Source organism: Acidaminococcus sp. CAG:542, from assembly GCF_000437815.1.
Classification (GTDB): domain Bacteria; phylum Bacillota; class Negativicutes; order Acidaminococcales; family Acidaminococcaceae; genus Acidaminococcus.
This window is the reverse complement of sequence record NZ_FR902044.1, coordinates 1-16147: the sequence shown is the minus strand read 5'-3', so window position 1 is coordinate 16147 and position 16147 is coordinate 1. Positions and strand designations below refer to the sequence as shown.

Annotated in this window: 15 protein-coding genes; 8 read left to right on the top strand and 7 right to left on the bottom strand. The window is 57.5% G+C overall.

The annotated features are described in order from the left end of the window. Positions 1 to 266 precede the first annotated feature (266 nt). A complete protein-coding gene (pta, locus tag QVO43_RS02915; protein ID WP_022487105.1) occupies positions 267 to 1280 on the top strand; it encodes a phosphate acetyltransferase in 1014 nt (337 codons plus the stop codon). A gap of 108 nt (positions 1281 to 1388) precedes the next feature. Here pta and QVO43_RS02910 read toward each other — a convergent pair whose 3' ends face one another. The 3 genes from QVO43_RS02910 to speD all read right to left on the bottom strand — a co-directional run bounded on the left by QVO43_RS02910 (position 1389) and on the right by speD (position 3358). After that, positions 1389 to 2135 carry a pentapeptide repeat-containing protein gene (locus QVO43_RS02910; protein ID WP_022487104.1) on the bottom strand — a complete coding sequence of 249 codons (747 nt, stop codon included), beginning with the start codon at positions 2133 to 2135 and terminating at the stop codon, positions 1389 to 1391. A 4-nt stretch (positions 2136 to 2139) separates the two neighbouring features. Beyond that, on the bottom strand, positions 2140 to 2829 hold the full coding sequence (locus QVO43_RS02905) for an HAD family hydrolase (RefSeq protein ID WP_022487103.1): 690 nt from the start codon (positions 2827 to 2829) through the stop codon (positions 2140 to 2142). A gap of 64 nt (positions 2830 to 2893) precedes the next feature. Continuing rightward, positions 2894 to 3358 carry an S-adenosylmethionine decarboxylase gene (gene speD / locus QVO43_RS02900; protein WP_022487102.1) on the bottom strand — a complete coding sequence of 155 codons (465 nt, stop codon included), beginning with the start codon at positions 3356 to 3358 and terminating at the stop codon, positions 2894 to 2896. A gap of 143 nt (positions 3359 to 3501) precedes the next feature. Here speD and recD2 point away from each other — a divergent pair, with 143 nt between their 5' ends. From recD2 to QVO43_RS02880, 4 genes are all read left to right on the top strand, one after another. Continuing rightward, positions 3502 to 5667 (top strand): SF1B family DNA helicase RecD2, encoded by a 2166-nt coding sequence (gene recD2, locus QVO43_RS02895; protein ID WP_022487101.1) that lies wholly within the window; start codon positions 3502 to 3504, stop codon positions 5665 to 5667. Between the two features lie 11 nt (positions 5668 to 5678). Continuing rightward, complete coding sequence (locus QVO43_RS02890; RefSeq protein ID WP_022487100.1) at positions 5679 to 6353, top strand: ComF family protein; 675 nt, start codon at positions 5679 to 5681, stop codon at positions 6351 to 6353. Between the two features lie 84 nt (positions 6354 to 6437). Then, positions 6438 to 8249 (top strand): ABC transporter ATP-binding protein, encoded by a 1812-nt coding sequence (locus tag QVO43_RS02885; RefSeq protein ID WP_022487099.1) that lies wholly within the window; start codon positions 6438 to 6440, stop codon positions 8247 to 8249. Continuing rightward, positions 8242 to 10116: an ABC transporter ATP-binding protein gene (locus QVO43_RS02880; RefSeq protein WP_022487098.1), complete on the top strand. Its 1875-nt coding sequence runs from the start codon at positions 8242 to 8244 to the stop codon at positions 10114 to 10116. Before QVO43_RS02885 ends, QVO43_RS02880 begins: the two co-directional genes overlap by 8 nt. A gap of 62 nt (positions 10117 to 10178) precedes the next feature. Here QVO43_RS02880 and QVO43_RS02875 read toward each other — a convergent pair whose 3' ends face one another. Next, positions 10179 to 10730, bottom strand: a complete 552-nt coding sequence (locus QVO43_RS02875; protein ID WP_022487097.1) for a PH domain-containing protein — start codon at positions 10728 to 10730, stop codon at positions 10179 to 10181. A gap of 127 nt (positions 10731 to 10857) precedes the next feature. Here QVO43_RS02875 and QVO43_RS02870 point away from each other — a divergent pair, with 127 nt between their 5' ends. Further along, positions 10858 to 11862, top strand: a complete 1005-nt coding sequence (locus tag QVO43_RS02870; protein WP_195839640.1) for a nucleoside hydrolase — start codon at positions 10858 to 10860, stop codon at positions 11860 to 11862. Between the two features lie 88 nt (positions 11863 to 11950). Beyond that, the gene (gene alr, locus QVO43_RS02865) at positions 11951 to 13120 is read left to right on the top strand and encodes an alanine racemase (protein ID WP_288174403.1); all 1170 of its coding nucleotides are present in this window, start codon (positions 11951 to 11953) and stop codon (positions 13118 to 13120) included. A gap of 37 nt (positions 13121 to 13157) precedes the next feature. On the opposite strand, the gene QVO43_RS02860 is transcribed toward alr, so the two are convergent. The 3 genes from QVO43_RS02860 to QVO43_RS02850 all read right to left on the bottom strand — a co-directional run bounded on the left by QVO43_RS02860 (position 13158) and on the right by QVO43_RS02850 (position 14892). Continuing rightward, on the bottom strand, positions 13158 to 13892 hold the full coding sequence (locus QVO43_RS02860; protein WP_022487094.1) for a DUF554 domain-containing protein: 735 nt from the start codon (positions 13890 to 13892) through the stop codon (positions 13158 to 13160). 92 nt (positions 13893 to 13984) lie between these two features. Continuing rightward, positions 13985 to 14239, bottom strand: a complete 255-nt coding sequence (locus QVO43_RS02855; RefSeq protein WP_022487093.1) for a TIGR03905 family TSCPD domain-containing protein — start codon at positions 14237 to 14239, stop codon at positions 13985 to 13987. Positions 14240 to 14295: 56 nt separating this feature from the next. Beyond that, positions 14296 to 14892, bottom strand: coding sequence for an HD-GYP domain-containing protein (locus QVO43_RS02850; protein WP_022487092.1), 597 nt, complete (start codon positions 14890 to 14892; stop codon positions 14296 to 14298). 424 nt (positions 14893 to 15316) lie between these two features. Here QVO43_RS02850 and QVO43_RS02845 point away from each other — a divergent pair, with 424 nt between their 5' ends. Next, positions 15317 to 16084 (top strand): basic amino acid ABC transporter substrate-binding protein, encoded by a 768-nt coding sequence (locus tag QVO43_RS02845; RefSeq protein WP_022487091.1) that lies wholly within the window; start codon positions 15317 to 15319, stop codon positions 16082 to 16084. Positions 16085 to 16147: the final 63 nt, after the last annotated feature.

The following is a 16147-nucleotide window of genomic DNA, read 5'->3' as shown; positions in this document are numbered from 1 at the left end:
GTATCCATGCGCAGCATGGGTGGTGGGTTAGCCGCCGCAGGCTGCGTTTCCATTCAAAATCAATTTGCAGAATTGATTTCCTTCGGCTGCTGACAACTGACCGTTGACAAGGTGCTGCTGGGAAAGCAGCACCTTTATCAGAATATTACTTGTTTTAAAATGGGAAAAGTTCTCCTGCGGCATTGCGGAAAAAAGTGATATAATAGAAACTGTGAAAAGGGGCGCTCTGCGCCAGCCTTTTAATATTTGGGTAGGAGTGATATGGAATGGCATTTATGGACGAACTGAAGGCTCGTGTTAAACCTGCACAAAAGGTGATTGTGCTGCCGGAAAACGACAGTGACAGAGCTCTGAAAGCTGCTGCTATCGTTACGAAGGAAGGGTTTGCTAAAATCGTGCTGGTAGGGGATCCCGCCAAACTGCAGAAAGATGCAGAACGTCTGGGCATCAGCTTTGACGGCGTAAAGATCGTCAACCCTGCAACCTATGAAAAAATGGACGAACTGTGCGCTTACTTCGCAGAACGGAGAAAGAAAAAGGGCATGACCGTGGAAAAAGCACGGGAAATCATGCTGAAAGATACCACCTTCTTTGGTGCCGGCCTTCTGGCCATGGGCGATGCTGACGGCGTTGTTTCCGGTTCCACCCGGACTTCCGCTGACACCATCAAAGCCGGCCTGCAGGTTGTGGGCGTAAAACCCGGCAACAAGACCGTATGCAGCGGTTTCATTGTGCTCAGCGACAAAGAAAACCTGGGCGACCACGGCAAACTGGTCTTCGGGGACTGCGGCGTTATCATCGATCCCACTGCTGAACAGCTGGCCGATATCGCTGTAAGCTGCGCTGAACGGGCCAAGACCACCCTGGAAATCGCAGAACCGAAAGTGGCTCTGCTGTGCTACTCCACCAAAGGCTCCGGCTCCGGTGAAGAAGTTGACAAAGTGAAGGAAGCTGTTGAAATCCTGAAATCCCGGAACGTGGACTTCGCTTTCGACGGTGAACTCCAGGCTGATGCTGCCCTGGTTCCTGAAGTTGGGGAACGGAAGGCTCCTGGCTCCAAAGTGGCCGGCCATGCCAACGTGCTGATCTTCCCGAACCTGTGCGCTGCCAACATCGGTTACAAACTGGTTGAACGGTTCAGCGGTGCCACCTGCCTTGGGCCTCTGGTACAGGGCCTGGCCAAACCGGTTCTGGACCTGAGCCGCGGCTGCTCCACCCAGGACGTAGTAGACGTAGTGGCTGTCTGCGCCAGCGACGCCATTGCTGCTGAAGGGAAATAAAAAGTATAAAAAAAGCTGTTGCGAGAGCAACAGCTTTTTTTTGTGAAGGTCTCGGGTCGTGACCCGCGGTCCGAGACCGGAGGTGTGAATTCTTTCACACCTCCTTTTTTATTTCCTGTACGCCAGCGCCAGATCTGCGCTGGAGAACTGGGTACCTTCCAGGTTGGCGTGGCTCAGGTCCGCATCGTCCAGGTTGGCGTTGGTGAGCACTGTTTTGCTCAGGTTGCTCCCTTCCAGGGTGGAGCTCATGAGATTGGCGTTCTTGAAATTGGCTTCCGGCAGGCTGGCCTTCCGGAGCCGGGCGTTGTACAGGTTGGCGGAGGTGAAGTTGGCTCCCCGGAGCTGGGTCCCGAACAGCCAGCTCCGGGCCAGGTTGGCGGAAAAGAAGTTGGCCATGGCTCCGTTGGCATAGTCGAAATTGCTTTCCCGCAGGTCCGCCGTGTACAGGTTGGCGAAGGTCAAAAGAGCATGGGAAAAGCTGGTCCGGTAGGCGGTGACCCCCACCAGGGAACTCCGGTTCAGCACCGTATGGGAAAAATTGGCGTTGGACAGGTCCGCCCCTTCCAGGTCGGAACCAGCCATATAGGCATTCCGCAGATTGGCTTTCTGGAGATTGGCTTCCTTCAGGTTGGCGTTTTCCAAAATGGCGCTGGTCATATTGGCATAGCTGAGATCCGCCCCCTGGAGATTGGCTCCCGTAAGATCCGCATCCCGGAGATAAGCGCCCCGGAGATCCCCGCCGGGGCAGGAACGGGTGGCCAGCAGCTGATCCACATCACTCTGCCGGTAGGCGGAAACCGGCAGGGCAGCGGTCAGGGCCAGCAGGGCTGTGAGAAAAACTTTTTTTCCAAACATGGTCTTACTCCTCCTCCAGGATGGCCATCAGGTCTTTGGGGTCTTCCGGCAGTTCCGGGATGATCTTCCAGGGGTGATAAGCTTCCAGCCGGTCCGGTTTGTAGGCGGAGCCTTTCAGTACAATCAGGCTCCGGACCCCGATGGCCTGGGCGCAGGTAATGTCGTGGGGAGTATCCCCGATGACCACCAGCTGGTCCCGGGTGGCTGCCGGATCCGTTTTCCGCACTTTGTCCCACAGGGCCTGGGACAGGTCGTCCCGGAGCTCGCTGATTTCCCCGAAGGCACTGCGGCTGTAGTCGAATTCCTCTTCAATGCCGAAATACCGGAGCTTGGCATGGGCGGCTACTTCGCAGTTGCCGGTGAGCAGCAGGCTGGTGGTGTCCGGGTTTTCCCGGAGCCAGTCCAGGGTGGTCTGTACATGGGGCAGGAGATGGCCTTTTTTGGCCACCAGGGAGGCCGGGAGTTTTTTTCCGTAGGCCTGGAGCATCCGGGTCACTTCGTCCGGGGTACAGTGGCCCTGGATCCCTTCGATGGCCTTCCGGGCAATATAGGTGTCCGTCCGGCCGGCCATGCCGTAGGTGAATTCAAAATTGTCCAGACCGTACAGGTCGTTGATGGTGGACTTCATGGCAGCCACCCCGGCGTAGTTGGTGAGCAGCAGGGTGCCGTCAATGTCCCAGCAGATATATTTCATGGTTCATTCTTCCTTTGATTGTCAAAAACAAGAGGCGCCGCAGCAGAGCCTCTTGTTCTTTGTCTTATTCCTTGTCTTTTTTCCAGGTCATGAATTTCTTCAGTTTGGCGCCTGCGTTCTTGGCCCGGCGCATGGTCTTCACCATCTTTTTCCGCTGAGGCTTCATGTCTTTGATGGAACCGTAGTCCCCCCGTTTCAGGGTGGTGAGTTTGGACTGGTCAGGACCGAATTCCTGCCGCAGGAATACAGCCACCTGTTCCGGATTGGCCGCGCTTTCCAGGGTGAATACATCCGCCTCCACATACCCGTAGGTGGGGAAGACATGGAGGAAAAGATGGCCGTTGGTACACAGCATGACGAAACAGAAATCGTCTCCTTCATCATTTTCTGTGGAATACAGGGCCAGTTCCTTCAGACAGAACCGTTCGGCGGCTTCTTCCAGAATATCCCGGATCTTTTCTTTGTCGAATACAACTTCTTCTGCACAGCGGTACATGTCCAGCGCTGCCTGTGTGCCTTTTCCAATCACGTGGCGTTCACTTCCTTTGATTTTCTTCGATTTCGTTCAGAATTCAGCTTTCTTATTATACCGTAATTCTCCATGGGCTGTCAAAAAAAACGGAAAACTATGCTATAATGATAGGAACATACGTTCAGAAGGAGCAGCAGGGTATGGCCGAAACCGTTTCCATCGAAATCACCATTAAAAATATCGTCTTCCAGGCAGCTACAGGCACCTTCAGTGTCTTCCGGGGAGAAAATCCGGAAGTGGGGACCATTTCCATTGTTTACAAGGGACAGGCCCCTTATGCCGGAGAACAGGTGCGGCTTACGGGCACCTGGGGGGAACATCCCCGGTTCGGGCGTCAGTTCCAGGCCCAGAGCTGGGAAGCCATCCAGCCCAAGGGGGCGGAAGGCCTGGTGAAGATGCTGGGCAGCGGGGTGCTGAAGGGAGTGGGCCCGGCCATGGCCCAGCGGATCGTGGACAAGTTCGGGGAGGATACCCTGGAGATCCTAGAAAAATTCCCGGAACGGCTCCGGGAGGTCAGCGGCATCGGCAAAAAGAAGGCGGAGGCCATTGTGACTTCCTATGGAGAACTCCGGGAAAACCGGGAACTGGTGTTTTTCCTGGAAAGCCACGGGATCAGCGGCAACTTCGCTCCCCGGATCCAGGCTCTGTACGGGAATACGGCGGTGACCCGGATCAGCAACAACCCCTACTGCCTGGCGGAAGATGTGGACGGGATCGGGTTCCGGACGGCGGACACCCTGGCCCGGAACCTGGGGGTGGATGAACATGACGAGGACCGGATCCGGGCGGGGATCCATTTTACCCTGCTCCAGGGAGCCAACCAGGGCCATACCTGTGTGCCGGATTCCTGGCTGGTGGCCATGGCGGCCAAAGTGCTCCAGGTGGAACCTCTGGAAGTGCGTCAGGTCTTCGACCAGCTGCTCCGGGACAACCTGCTCCGGGTGGAGGACCAGGGGGACCATGTGGACGTGTATCCGGAATACCTGTACCGGGCGGAAGAAGGGGTGGCCCGGCGGCTCCTGGCCCTTCGGGACAATGTGAACGCCCTGTGGAAGGTGGACTACCAGAAGATCATCCGGGAATGGGAACAGGATGAACGGATCCAGCTGGCCCCGGAACAGGCGGAAGCGGTGAAGGCGTCCGTGGACCATGGGGTCTTTGTGCTCACCGGGGGTCCCGGCACCGGGAAAACCACCGTGGTGAAGGGAATCCTGTCGGTGATGGAACAGGCCGGGTGCAAGATCCTGCTGGCAGCGCCTACAGGACGGGCGGCCAAGCGTCTGTCGGAAAGCGCCGGGAAGCCGGCTCTTACGGTCCACCGGCTCTTGGAATACACTCCCAACGGAGAAGGGGATTCCTATTGGGGCCGGGATGAGGACAATCCCCTGGAGGCGGATGCGGTGATTGTGGACGAAGCCTCCATGATGGACATCGTGCTGATGTACAACCTGCTGAAGGCTCTGCCGCTGGGCTGCCGGCTGATCCTGGTGGGGGATGTGGACCAGCTGCCCAGTGTGGGGCCCGGCTCCGTGCTCCAGGACATTATCCGCAGCGGCACCATGCCCATTGTCCGGCTGGAAAACGTGTTCCGTCAGGCGGAACTGAGCCCCATAGTCCGGAATGCCCACCGGATCAACCAGGGGCTGATGCCCCAATGGGAAGGGGAGAAGGATTTCAGCTTCCGGGAATTTGCCACGGAAGAGGAAACCATGCACTATATTGTGGACCTTTATGCCCATCTGGCCCGGACCCAACCCCAGGACAGCCTCCAGGTGCTTACCCCCATGCATAAGAACCTGTGCGGGGTGGAGAACCTGAACAACCTGCTCCAGGCCCGGATGAATCCCCCGGACCCGGAAAAACAGGAGTACCGGGGAAGCTTCCTGCTGCTCCGGGAAGGGGACAAGGTGATGCAGATCCGGAACAATTATGAAAAGAACGTGTTCAACGGGGACATCGGCCGGATCCGGAGCATCCAGGGAGCCTATGTGACCGTGGACTTCCCGGACCGGGCGGAAGGGGAGGCGGTGACCTACGAAGGGGCGGAAATCTCCGATCTGCGGCTGGCCTATGCCATGAGCGTCCACAAAAGCCAGGGCAGCGAATATGCCGTGGTGCTCATGCCATTGGTATTGAGCCACTACATCCTGCTCCAGCGGAACCTGTTCTATACCGCCATCACCCGGGCCAAAAAGCAGGTGTACCTGGCCGGGAGCAAAAAAGCCCTGGCCGCCGCTGTAGGCAATGACCGGACCCGGAAGCGTTACAGTCTCCTGGCGGAACGGCTGAAAAGGTACAGTGAGTGAAGAGGTGCACCATGTTCTCATCCATCCTTGCCCTGCTCCAGTCCCTGTTCTATCCCCACTGCTGTCCCGGCTGCGGGGAGGAGGTCCGGGAACCGGGGGTCCTGTGCGGCCGGTGCCGGGAAGGGGTGTGGCATCCCCGTTCTTTCCATCCCGGGAGTCTGGACTGTCCCCATGTGGACGGGATGTTCTTCCTGTTGGATTACGCCGGGGCCATCCAGAAAACCCTCCAGCAGGCCAAATTTCAGGGGCGGGAGGACCTGCTGCCCCGGCTGGGGGAAGAATGGGCCCGGGGGATCCGCCAGGAGGGGAAATTCTCCTGGGACCTGCCTCCGGAAGTGACCCTGTGTGCCACCGGCATCCCCACGGATCCCCGGCGGCGGAAAAAACGGGGATACGACCTGCCGGAAGAAATCTTCCGGCCCTGGTGCCGGCAGGAAGGGTACCGGTGGGAGACCCTGCTGATCCGGAACCGGAGCACCCGGCCCCAGTACGGCCTGACCCCGGAAGAACGGAAAAAGAACATCAAAGGATGCTTCACCCTGGTCCGGCAGGAAAATCTGCCGGATATCGTGCTGCTCTGCGACGACATCTGCACCACCGGCAGCACCTTGGAAGAAGCCGCCCGGACCCTGAAGCAGGGAGGAGTGAAAAAGGTTTATGCGCTGGCCCTGGCCAGTGGGAATTGATAAAGGAGCTGTTGCCCGTGCAGCAGCTCCTTTTTTATGGTAAGCTATAAGATAGTTCATACTAACGGAAACAGGGGATGTGCTATGGAAAACAACAACCGAAAATCAGGGGCAGGGGTTTCCCGCCAGGGTTCCTGGCTGATGATGCTCCGGTCCCTCCGGGAATTCAAAAAAGATGCTCTGCTGACTCCCATTACCGTCATGGGGGAAGTGGTGTTCGAGGCCCTGATCCCCTATGAAATCGCTCTGCTGGTCAATGAGGTGAAGGCAGGCTGCGGACTGGACCGGATCCTCCACTATGCGGGGATCCTGCTCCTCATGGCTCTGTGCGCCCTAGCCTGCGGCTATGTGGCCGGAATCACCTGCGCCCGGGCTTCCTGCGGTTTTGCCAAGAATCTCCGCCAGGACGTGTTCTATCAGATCCAGGAATTTTCCTTCGGGAATATGGACCGGTTCTCCTCCGCCTCCCTGGTGACCCGCCTCACCACGGACATCCAGAATATCCAGATGGCCTTCATGATGCTGGTGCGCACCGCCTTCCGGGCCCCCTTCAACCTGCTGGCCTCCTTCTTCATGGCCTGGTACATGGGGGGACGGATGGCCCTGTGCTTTCTGGTGGTGATCCCCATTCTGGGCTATGGACTGTATAAAATTGCCGTGCTGTCCGTGGGCCTTTTCCGGAAAGGCTTCCCTCAGTACGATGCCCTGAACTACAAGGTGGAGGAAAACATCAAGGGCATCCGGGTGGTAAAATCCTTTGTCCGGGAAAAAACGGAAATCGCCAAATTCGATGAAACCGCACGGAAGGTCCAGGCCATCTTCACCAAAGGGGAACGGTACGTGGCCCTGAACAACCCGCTCATGCAGATCTGCATTTACGGGGTCATGATTTTCCTTTTGACCCAGGGCTCCCGGCTCATCGTCACCACCCGGGGCCGGCTGCTGGACATTGGCCAGTTTTCCACCCTGCTCACCTACAGCTTCCAGATCCTGGGATCCCTCATGATGCTGTCCATGATCATGGTGGTGCTTACCTTTACGGAAGAATCGGTCCAGCGGGTCCGGGAAGTGCTGGAAGAAGCCAGTACCCTCACTTCCCCGGCTGATCCGGTGAAAACCGTCCGGGACGGCTCTGTGGATTTCCAGGGGGTCTCTTTTCAATATGAAGGGAGTACCGGGGAACCGGTGCTCCAGGACATTACCCTGTCCGTTCGGAGCGGGGAAGTGGTGGGAATCGTGGGAGGCACCGGCAGCGGCAAATCCTCCCTGGTCCAGCTGATTCCCCGGCTCTATGATGTGACTGCCGGCTCTGTCCAGGTGGGCGGGGTGGACGTGCGCCGGTACGACTTGGAAACCCTCCGGGAAAACGTGGCCATGGTGCTCCAGAAAAACCTGCTGTTTTCCGGTACGGTGGCGGACAACCTGCGCTGGGGAAATCCCCATGCCACCCAGGCCCAACTGGAAGAAGCCTGCCGGTGGGCCTGTGCGGACGAATTCATCCGGAGGCTGCCCAAAGGATATGACACCTGGATCGAACAGGGGGGCACCAACCTGTCCGGAGGCCAGAAACAGCGGCTGTGCATTGCCCGGGCCCTGTTGAAACGGCCCAGGATCCTGATCCTGGACGACAGCACGTCGGCAGTGGACACCCGGACGGACCGGGCCATCTGGGACGCCCTGGCCACGGCCCTTCCCGGCACCACCACCTTCATCATCGCCCAGCGGCTGTCTTCCGTGGAACGGGCGGACCGGATCCTGGTGCTGGACAAGGGACGGATCCACGGTATGGGTACCCATGGAGAGCTGCTCCGGACCGATGACATCTACCAGGAAATGGCCCGGTCCCAGAATCTGCTGGAAAAAGAAAGGGAAAAGGAGGGGACGCTCCATGGCTGAGAAGAAAAACATCTTCAGCTGGAAAAAAGCCTGGCGGTTCTTCCGGACCCTGTGGGGGTTCTATCCCCGGCTGCTGCCCGGGATCCTGGTGCTGATCTTCATCAATGCGGGAATCCTGTCCCTGCCCGGGATCTTCATGCAGAAGGTGGTGGCCGTGCTGGAAAGGGCCTGGAACCAGCAGCTGCCCTGGGCGGCGGTCCAGCCGGAAATCTACGGCTATGTGCGGATCCTGGCCCTGCTGTACCTGGTGAGCCTTCTGGCCAATGTAACCTACAACCAGCTGCTGGCGGTATTCAACCAGGGGAGTCTGGCCAAATTCCGGGAAAAGCTGTTCACCCATATGGAAACCCTGCCTCTGGGGTATTTCGACCGGCACCAGCGGGGGGACATCATGAGCTATTACACCAACGACGTGGAAGCCCTCCGGCAGATGATTTCCCAGTCTTTTCCCCAGTTATGCGTCACCGCTGTGACGCTGACGGTGCTTTTGGCCATTATGCTGTATTACAGCCTGTGGATGAGCCTTGTGGTGGTGGGAGGCTCCCTCTGGTCCGTGGTCATTACCCGGAAAGTGGGGGGCCGGAGTGCCCGGTATTTCATGGAGCAGCAGCACACCCTGGCGGACTGTGAAGGCTTCATGGAAGAAAGCATCAACGGGGGCAAGGTGATCAAGGTGTTCAACCATGAGAGGGCAGCCCGGGCGGAGTTCGACCGGGTGAACCAGGCTCTTTTTGATGCTTCCTGCAAAGCCAACCAGTATTCCAACACCCTGATGCCCATATTGAACAATGTAAGCTATCTGATCTACATCATCGTGGCGGCCTGCGGAGGCCTGTTCCTGGAAAAACAGGTGCCCAACCTGTCCCTTTCCGAGCTGCCCTTCAGCCTGGCGGTGATGGTGCCCTTTTTGGGCATGAGCCGGCAGTTTGCCACCAACATCCAGATGATCTCCCCCCAGATCAACGCCATGGTCATGGGCATGGCCGGGGCGGAACGGATCTTCGGGCTTTTGGACGAAAAATCGGAACAGGACAGCGGGACCGTGGAACTGCGGCCTCTGGAAGAAGGCACTGGGGTCCGGCACTGGGCCTGGGTGCTGCCGGGAAAAGCGGGAAAGGAAGAACTGCAGCCTCTCCAGGGAGAGGTCCATTTCCGCCATGTGGATTTCGGGTATGAAAAGGGTAAACCCATCCTCCAGGATATTTCCATCGATGCCCTGCCCGGCCAGAAAATCGCCCTGGTAGGGGCCACCGGCGCCGGGAAGACCACCATCACCAACCTGCTCACCCGGTTCTACGACATTGCTTCCGGGTCCATCACCTATGACGGGATCCCTCTGGAACAGATCCGGAAAGGGGCTCTCCGCCGGTCCCTGGGCATGGTGCTCCAGGATACGGTGCTGTTTACCGCCACGGTGCTGGAAAACATCCGGTACGGACGGCTGGACGCCACCGATGAGGAATGTGTGGCGGCGGCCAAAAGGGCCGGAGCGGACGACTTTATCCGGCACCTGCCCCAGGGGTATGCTACAGTGCTGAAAGGGGCCGGTGCCGGGCTCAGCCAGGGCCAGTGCCAGCTGCTGGCCATTGCCCGGGCGGCGGTGGCGGATCCTCCGGTGATGATTTTGGACGAAGCCACCTCCAGCATCGACACCCGGACCGAACAGATTGTCCAGCAGGGGATGGATGCCCTGATGGAAGGGCGGACCGTATTCGTCATCGCCCACCGGCTGTCCACCGTCCGGAACGCTGATCAGATCCTGGTGCTGGATCACGGCAGGATCCGGGAGCAGGGAACCCATGAACAGCTGCTGGCCCAGAAGGGGATGTACTGGCAGCTGTACACGGGAGCGTTTGAGCTGGAATGACAAAAAGGGGACTGTTGCATGTGCAACAGTCCCCTTTTTGGGGCCGCGGCTGAGGCTGTGAATCAATTCACAGCCTCTTTGCACTTCTTTATGAACTTCTCCGGATCCCGGACGTAATCGTACCGGATCGCTTCTTTGCCTTTTCCGATGACCAGGGTGCCGTAGCCGGCTTTCCGGCCCAGGAATCCCTGTTCCATGGTCATCTGGGCGGCCATGTCCAGGGGAATCATATACTGCTTCTTCTTGAATGCTCCTTTGAACAGCACCAGCCGTTTATTGGTAAGGAGCAGCAGCTGGGATTTATAGTACATGAACCGGAAGCAGAGCCAGATCAGCCCTGCCGGCACGTACAGAATCAGCACCACCAGAGGCCAGAAAAAATACATCAGGGACCGGTCCGCCCGGGCCAGGGGTTTCTCTTCTTCTTCGTCCATGGGCCGGGTTTCCGCCTCTTCTGCCTCATCTTCCGCCGGCAGGTTTGGGGCGGCTGCCTCCTGGGAAGCCTGAGCTTCCGTCTGTTCCGTCTTTTTTTCTTCCGAAGCGTCCGCCGCTGTATCCGGGGACGCCTGGCTGTTTTCCGCTGTTTCGGGATTTTCCTGCGGATTGGGTTCCATAGTGCATCTCTCCTTCATGATTGTCGTCTTCCCCGATTATACCATATCCGCTTTCCCTTGCCACCTTTCTTCTTCCGTACTATACTATTCCATGGTTATTTTTGACAATGGGAGGTTTGGTACCTTGGTGAACATACAGAAAAAACTGGCTTTGCTGGTGGCAGGCCTGATATGTGCCTGTACCTTCAGCATCCCCGGGATTTCCGGAGCTGCGGCAGGAGAAACGGCAGGAGCCCCGTCCCTGGTCTTTGACAGCGATCCGGGCAGCGATGATGCCCTGGCCCTGTTTCTGATGAAGCAAAGGCAGGTGGTACCGGATCTGGTTCTGGCTACCTATGGCAATGCCCCGGAAAAGCAGACCAGCAGCAACCTGGTGCTGGTCCTGGGGGATCTGGAACTGGATCTGCCGGTATACCACGGGGCGGACCGTCCCTGGAAGGGGAAAAAGCCCAGATACCGGGAACCCGGATTCAACGGGAAGGATGGTCTTTTGGGCCTTTCGGATACCTTCCGGGATAAAAACGAAAAAAACGGCCGGAAACTGGTTCAGCCCGGCAGCCTGGAAGAAGCCCGGGAAAAACTGAAACAGCACCGGCACATCACCTATGTGGCCACCGGCCCTCTGTCCACCCTGGCAGTCCTGGTCCAGGATCCGGACATCAAAAGCCGGATCGACCAGGTGTACATCCTGGGAGGCCAATTGGCGGCTCCGGATCCGGAAACCCTGGGGGAAGCCAACTTCGCCTGGGACCCCAAAGCGGTGAAAATCGTAATGGAAAGCGGATTGGACATTACCCTGTTCCCGGTGGAACTCACCGGTACCCAGTACATTGAAGAAGAAGAGCTCCAGAATCTGTCCCGGCAGGGTACCTGGCCGGAATTCCTGGATCTGATCCGGGCCAACCAGGCTGCCCATGCCAAAACCGGGGAAGAGAATGCGGCGGTGCTGCCGGCCATTTTCCCGGTGCTCTATCAGCTGGCTCCGGAACAGTTCGCCGTGGAGGACCGGCGGATCACCGTGGACAAGAACGGACAACTCCAGGAAAATCCCCAGGGGACCCTGGTCCATGCGGTGTTGGGAGTGAATCCCCGGTACCAGTGGAAAGCCCTGGAAAAGAGCTTCGGCCAGTAAACCGTGCCCTGGCCGAAAAAATGTGGTATCATAAAGCAGAGAAATGGGCCTGCCTTGAGCCGTGGCCTTCTGCAAAGGGGATATGAACATGAAATCTACGCTGCGCCGTACCTGGGCGGAAATCGATCTGGACGCCCTGGCCTACAACTATCATAAAATCCGGGAGCACATCGGACCCAAGGTGAAATTCCTGGGAGTGGTGAAGGCGGATGCCTACGGCCACGGAGCCGTCCAGGTGGGGAAACTGCTCCAGTCCCTGGGCGCCAACTATCTGGCGGTGAGCAGCATCGACGAAGCCATGGAACTCCGGTTCAACGGCATCACCATGCCCATCCTGATCCTGGGCCATACCCCCCGGGAACAGGTGGACCGGCTGATCTGCTTCAACATCACCCAGGCGGTGACCTGTGAAGCCAAGGCCCTGGAATACAGTGAAGAAGCCGTGAAGTACGGGGGAACCCTGAAGATCCATGTGAAGGTGGATACGGGCATGTCCCGGCTGGGGTACATCTGCGAGGGAGATTATTTCGAACACGGGGTGGAGGGAATCATCCACGCCTGCAGCCTGCCCGGGCTGGAGCCGGAAGGGATCTTCACCCATTTCGCCGTGGCTGATGAACCGGGAGAAGAGGCCCTGGCCTATACCCGGCACCAGTTCCAACTGTTCAAAAATGTCTGCGACGAAGTGGAAAAATGGACCGGAAAGAAATTCAAACTCCGCCACTGCGCCAATACCGGAGCCACCACCCTGTTCCCCGATACCCATCTGGACATGGTCCGGCCGGGGCTGCTGCTTTACGGCTATGGAGAACACGCCCGGATCCTGGGGCTGAAGCCGGTGATGGCGGTGAAGACCACCATCAGCACCATCAAGATCTATCCCAAAGGGACCAGGATCAGCTACGGAGGCATCTACACCTGTGACAGGACCACCCGGATGGGGGTGGCGCCCATCGGGTACGCCGACGGGTTCATGCGCTGCCTGTCCAACCGGTGCGGTTTCGTGACGGAACAGGGCATGGCTCCACAGCGGGGACGGATCTGCATGGATATGTGCATGGTGGACCTGACGGACAAGCCGAAAGTGGACGTGGGCAGCGAACTGGAACTGTTCGGCACCCACCAGTCCCTGGATGAATTGGCCGCCCTGGCCGGCACCATTCCCTACGAAATCACCTGCAACATCAGCAAGCGGGTGCCCCGGGTGTATGTGCAGGACGGGAAAGTAGTGGAAAAAGAATTGCTGCTGAGGATGTGAAAAACGGGGCTGTTGCATACGCAACAGCCCTGTTTTCTTACAACAGCGGTACGATTACTCCGCTCCACACCGCCGACAAGGGCATCACCAGGGCCATGGCCGGAATCATATCGGCTATGGGGAAATCTTTCAGCTGGAGCATCCGGAACCCGGTGGCCAGGAGCAGGGTGCCTCCGCAGGCCTTGAAATCTCCGATCATGTCCGGGGTGCAGAAGGGCAGCAGGGCATTGGCCAGAACGAACAGGCACAGGAAGATCACCAGCTGGGGCAGGGCGATGAAGCTGACGATGATCCCCAGTTCACAGGCAAAAAGGGCTGCCGTAGGCAGGTCCATGATGGATTTAGCGATGAGGATGCTGTGATCCCCGGCCATGCCGGACACCATGCTGCCGTAGATCCCGGTGCCGCTGGCGCAGAACAGCACAATGATGGTGATCAGCCGGCTTTCATATTCTTCCCGGGGAATCAGGCTGTCCCCAGTGGAAGCGGGCAGCACCCGGCTGATCAGTTTTTCCAGGTTCCGGGATCCGTTGACAATCCGGTCCCCCAGGTGGATCCCCAGGCCCACAATGGTGCCGGCAATCACCGCAAACACCACCGCCGGCAGATTCTTCATGAAGGTAATGGAGATGACTCCCATCAAAAGGGCACAGGAGCCGAACACTGTGGTCAGCTTCTCCTTGAAATCCTCCGAAAGCCGCGGCCCCAGGAAATTCCCCAGGATTCCCCCCAGTACCACCGCAGCCACATTCATCAAAACCCCAATTGGCATAACAAATCCCCCTCAAAAGTATGTATCATTACTATTTTACTATAAATTGGGCATGAAAAAAAGGGCTGCACCCAGTGTGCAGCTCTTCTTTCTTATTCTTCCTTCAACGCTTCTTCCACACCTTTGGCCAGTTGATCGGCACAGGAGGTGGCTTTATCCCCGCAGGTGTTGCCTTTCAGCAGTTCCACCGCATGGCGGGCATCGGCGCCTTCCAGCAGTTTGCTGATGGCGGACAGGTTGCCGGGGCAGCCTCCCTGGAAATGGATATTGTGGAGCTTGCCGTCTTCCAGACCGAATTCAATCTGGCGGGCACAGGTTCCCTGGGTCTTTACGGTAAAGTTTTTCATGGGTGTGTACTCCTCAAAAAGATTTATGGGCAAACCGGAGGTCCGGTTGTGCTTTCTTAATGATTGGCAATGGAGGCGAAAAAGGCCTGGACCACATCCGGGTCGAACTGGATCCCGGCCAGATCCCGGATCACCTGGGGGCTTTTGCAGCCGGCGATCTGCCACTGACGGGTGCAGGGATTGCATTTCCGGTCGTAGAAATTGGCCACGGCGATGATCCGGCTGCCGATGGGGATATTGACTCCCTTCAGCCGTTTGGGGTAGCCGCTGCCGTCCCAGTTTTCGTGGTGGTGGAGGATGATCTTCATGATATGGGCAAAGGCCGGGATATTTTCCACCATGCTGGCCCCGGCTTCACAGTGCCGCCGGTAGGCCGCCCGTTCCCGGATATTGAAATAGGGATATTTGGCCAGGATGGTGTTGGGGATGGACAACTGCCCGATATCATGGAGCAGGGCCGCCGTTTTGATGCAGCCGACCTCGTTGAGAGGCAGCCCCATTTTGATGGCCGTGGCAGCCGCATAGTTGGCCACCTGCTGGCTGTGGAGAAAGAGCCCGTGGCTTTTCAGTTCCAGCAGTTTCAGGAACCCCTGTACGATTTCCGTGGTGTCGGTATCCGTGGGAAAATCCAGGAATTGGGGAATGGTGATCATGAGAATTCGACCTTTGCTTGAGATTTCTATCCGCTTTCAGTATACACTAAAACCGCTCCTTTGTGAATTTCCGGTTGCCAAAGTTTTCCCCGGCTTTTATAATAGAACAAACAACTCAGGTCTGTGGTTGCAAGTCGATGCCAGTTGCAGGCAAAACGATCCACGTAAGCAATGAAAAGCCATTGTGAGCACGGTGCAGCTTAGAAGTAAGTCCTGCCGCGAAAAGCGAGAGAAGCAGTAGTGGGGAGCATGAGGCTTAGGAGCGAACCTTCCAGCAGGCGGGTGTGGGGGCGAAAACCAGGTCAGCTGAGTTGTTTTTTGTATTTTTATTAAAAAGCTGTTGCATAATAATACATAGAGTCGTATAATTAATCCCAATCAAAGCCATACAATACGGAAAGGGCTGAATGAGGGAGGAATAATTATGAAAAAGATTCTAGCTGCGATCTGCCTGTTCGCTGCACTGATGGGAACCCTGGGCTGCGGAGGCAGCCAGACTGCCGGAACCAAGCCGGCGGAGAAGAAGGAACTGATCGTAGGGACGGAACCTTCCTTTGCGCCCTTTGAATTCCCGGACAAACAGAGCGGAGAGCTGACCGGGTTCGATCTGGACCTGATCAAGGCCATGGGGAAAAAGGCCGGGTTTGAGAAAGTCACGGTGAAAGGCATGGGCTTCGATGCCCTGATCCCTGCCCTGGACGCCGGCAACATCGACGTGGCCATTGCGGGCATGAGCATCACCGATGCCCGGAAACAGAAGGTGAACTTCACGGATCCTTACTATGAATCCGGTCTGGCCACCGTGGTCCGGAAGGACAACAACGCCATCAAGAGCCTGGAGGACCTGAAAGGGAAGACCATCGCCGTCCAGCTGGGGACCACCGGGGCTGACGCCGCCGGGAAAATCGAAGGGGCTACGGTAAAGACCTTTGATACCTCCGATACCGCCTGCCTGGAGCTGAAGAACGGGGGAGCCGATGCGGTAATCAGTGACCTGCCGGTGCTCCAGTACTTCCTGAAACAGGGGGGCAGCGAATATGCCAAGATGGTGGGAAAACCCACCAAAGGGGACATGTACGGCATCGCCACCGCCAAAAAGAACAAAGAGCTCAGCGACAAGCTGAACAAAGCTCTGGGAGAACTGAAAAAGAGCGGGGAATATCAGAAGATTTATGACAAGTGGTTTAAGTAAAAAAATGGGCGCTCCGGCGCCCATTTTTGTCAATGGTTAATTGTCAATGGCCGATGGAAGGCA

What these genes read in the sequence shown, in the direction of transcription:
- pta (WP_022487105.1), top strand. Translation starts at nt 267, where the DNA reads ATGGCATTTATGGACGAACTGAAGGCTCGTGTTAAACCTGCACAAAAG.
- QVO43_RS02910 (WP_022487104.1), bottom strand. Translation starts at nt 2,135, where the DNA reads ATGTTTGGAAAAAAAGTTTTTCTCACAGCCCTGCTGGCCCTGACCGCT.
- QVO43_RS02905 (WP_022487103.1), bottom strand. Translation starts at nt 2,829, where the DNA reads ATGAAATATATCTGCTGGGACATTGACGGCACCCTGCTGCTCACCAAC.
- recD2 (WP_022487101.1), top strand. Translation starts at nt 3,502, where the DNA reads ATGGCCGAAACCGTTTCCATCGAAATCACCATTAAAAATATCGTCTTC.
- QVO43_RS02890 (WP_022487100.1), top strand. Translation starts at nt 5,679, where the DNA reads ATGTTCTCATCCATCCTTGCCCTGCTCCAGTCCCTGTTCTATCCCCAC.
- QVO43_RS02885 (WP_022487099.1), top strand. Translation starts at nt 6,438, where the DNA reads ATGGAAAACAACAACCGAAAATCAGGGGCAGGGGTTTCCCGCCAGGGT.
- QVO43_RS02880 (WP_022487098.1), top strand. Translation starts at nt 8,242, where the DNA reads ATGGCTGAGAAGAAAAACATCTTCAGCTGGAAAAAAGCCTGGCGGTTC.
- QVO43_RS02875 (WP_022487097.1), bottom strand. Translation starts at nt 10,730, where the DNA reads ATGGAACCCAATCCGCAGGAAAATCCCGAAACAGCGGAAAACAGCCAG.
- alr (WP_288174403.1), top strand. Translation starts at nt 11,951, where the DNA reads ATGAAATCTACGCTGCGCCGTACCTGGGCGGAAATCGATCTGGACGCC.
- QVO43_RS02860 (WP_022487094.1), bottom strand. Translation starts at nt 13,892, where the DNA reads ATGCCAATTGGGGTTTTGATGAATGTGGCTGCGGTGGTACTGGGGGGA.
- QVO43_RS02855 (WP_022487093.1), bottom strand. Translation starts at nt 14,239, where the DNA reads ATGAAAAACTTTACCGTAAAGACCCAGGGAACCTGTGCCCGCCAGATT.
- QVO43_RS02850 (WP_022487092.1), bottom strand. Translation starts at nt 14,892, where the DNA reads ATGATCACCATTCCCCAATTCCTGGATTTTCCCACGGATACCGACACC.
- QVO43_RS02845 (WP_022487091.1), top strand. Translation starts at nt 15,317, where the DNA reads ATGAAAAAGATTCTAGCTGCGATCTGCCTGTTCGCTGCACTGATGGGA.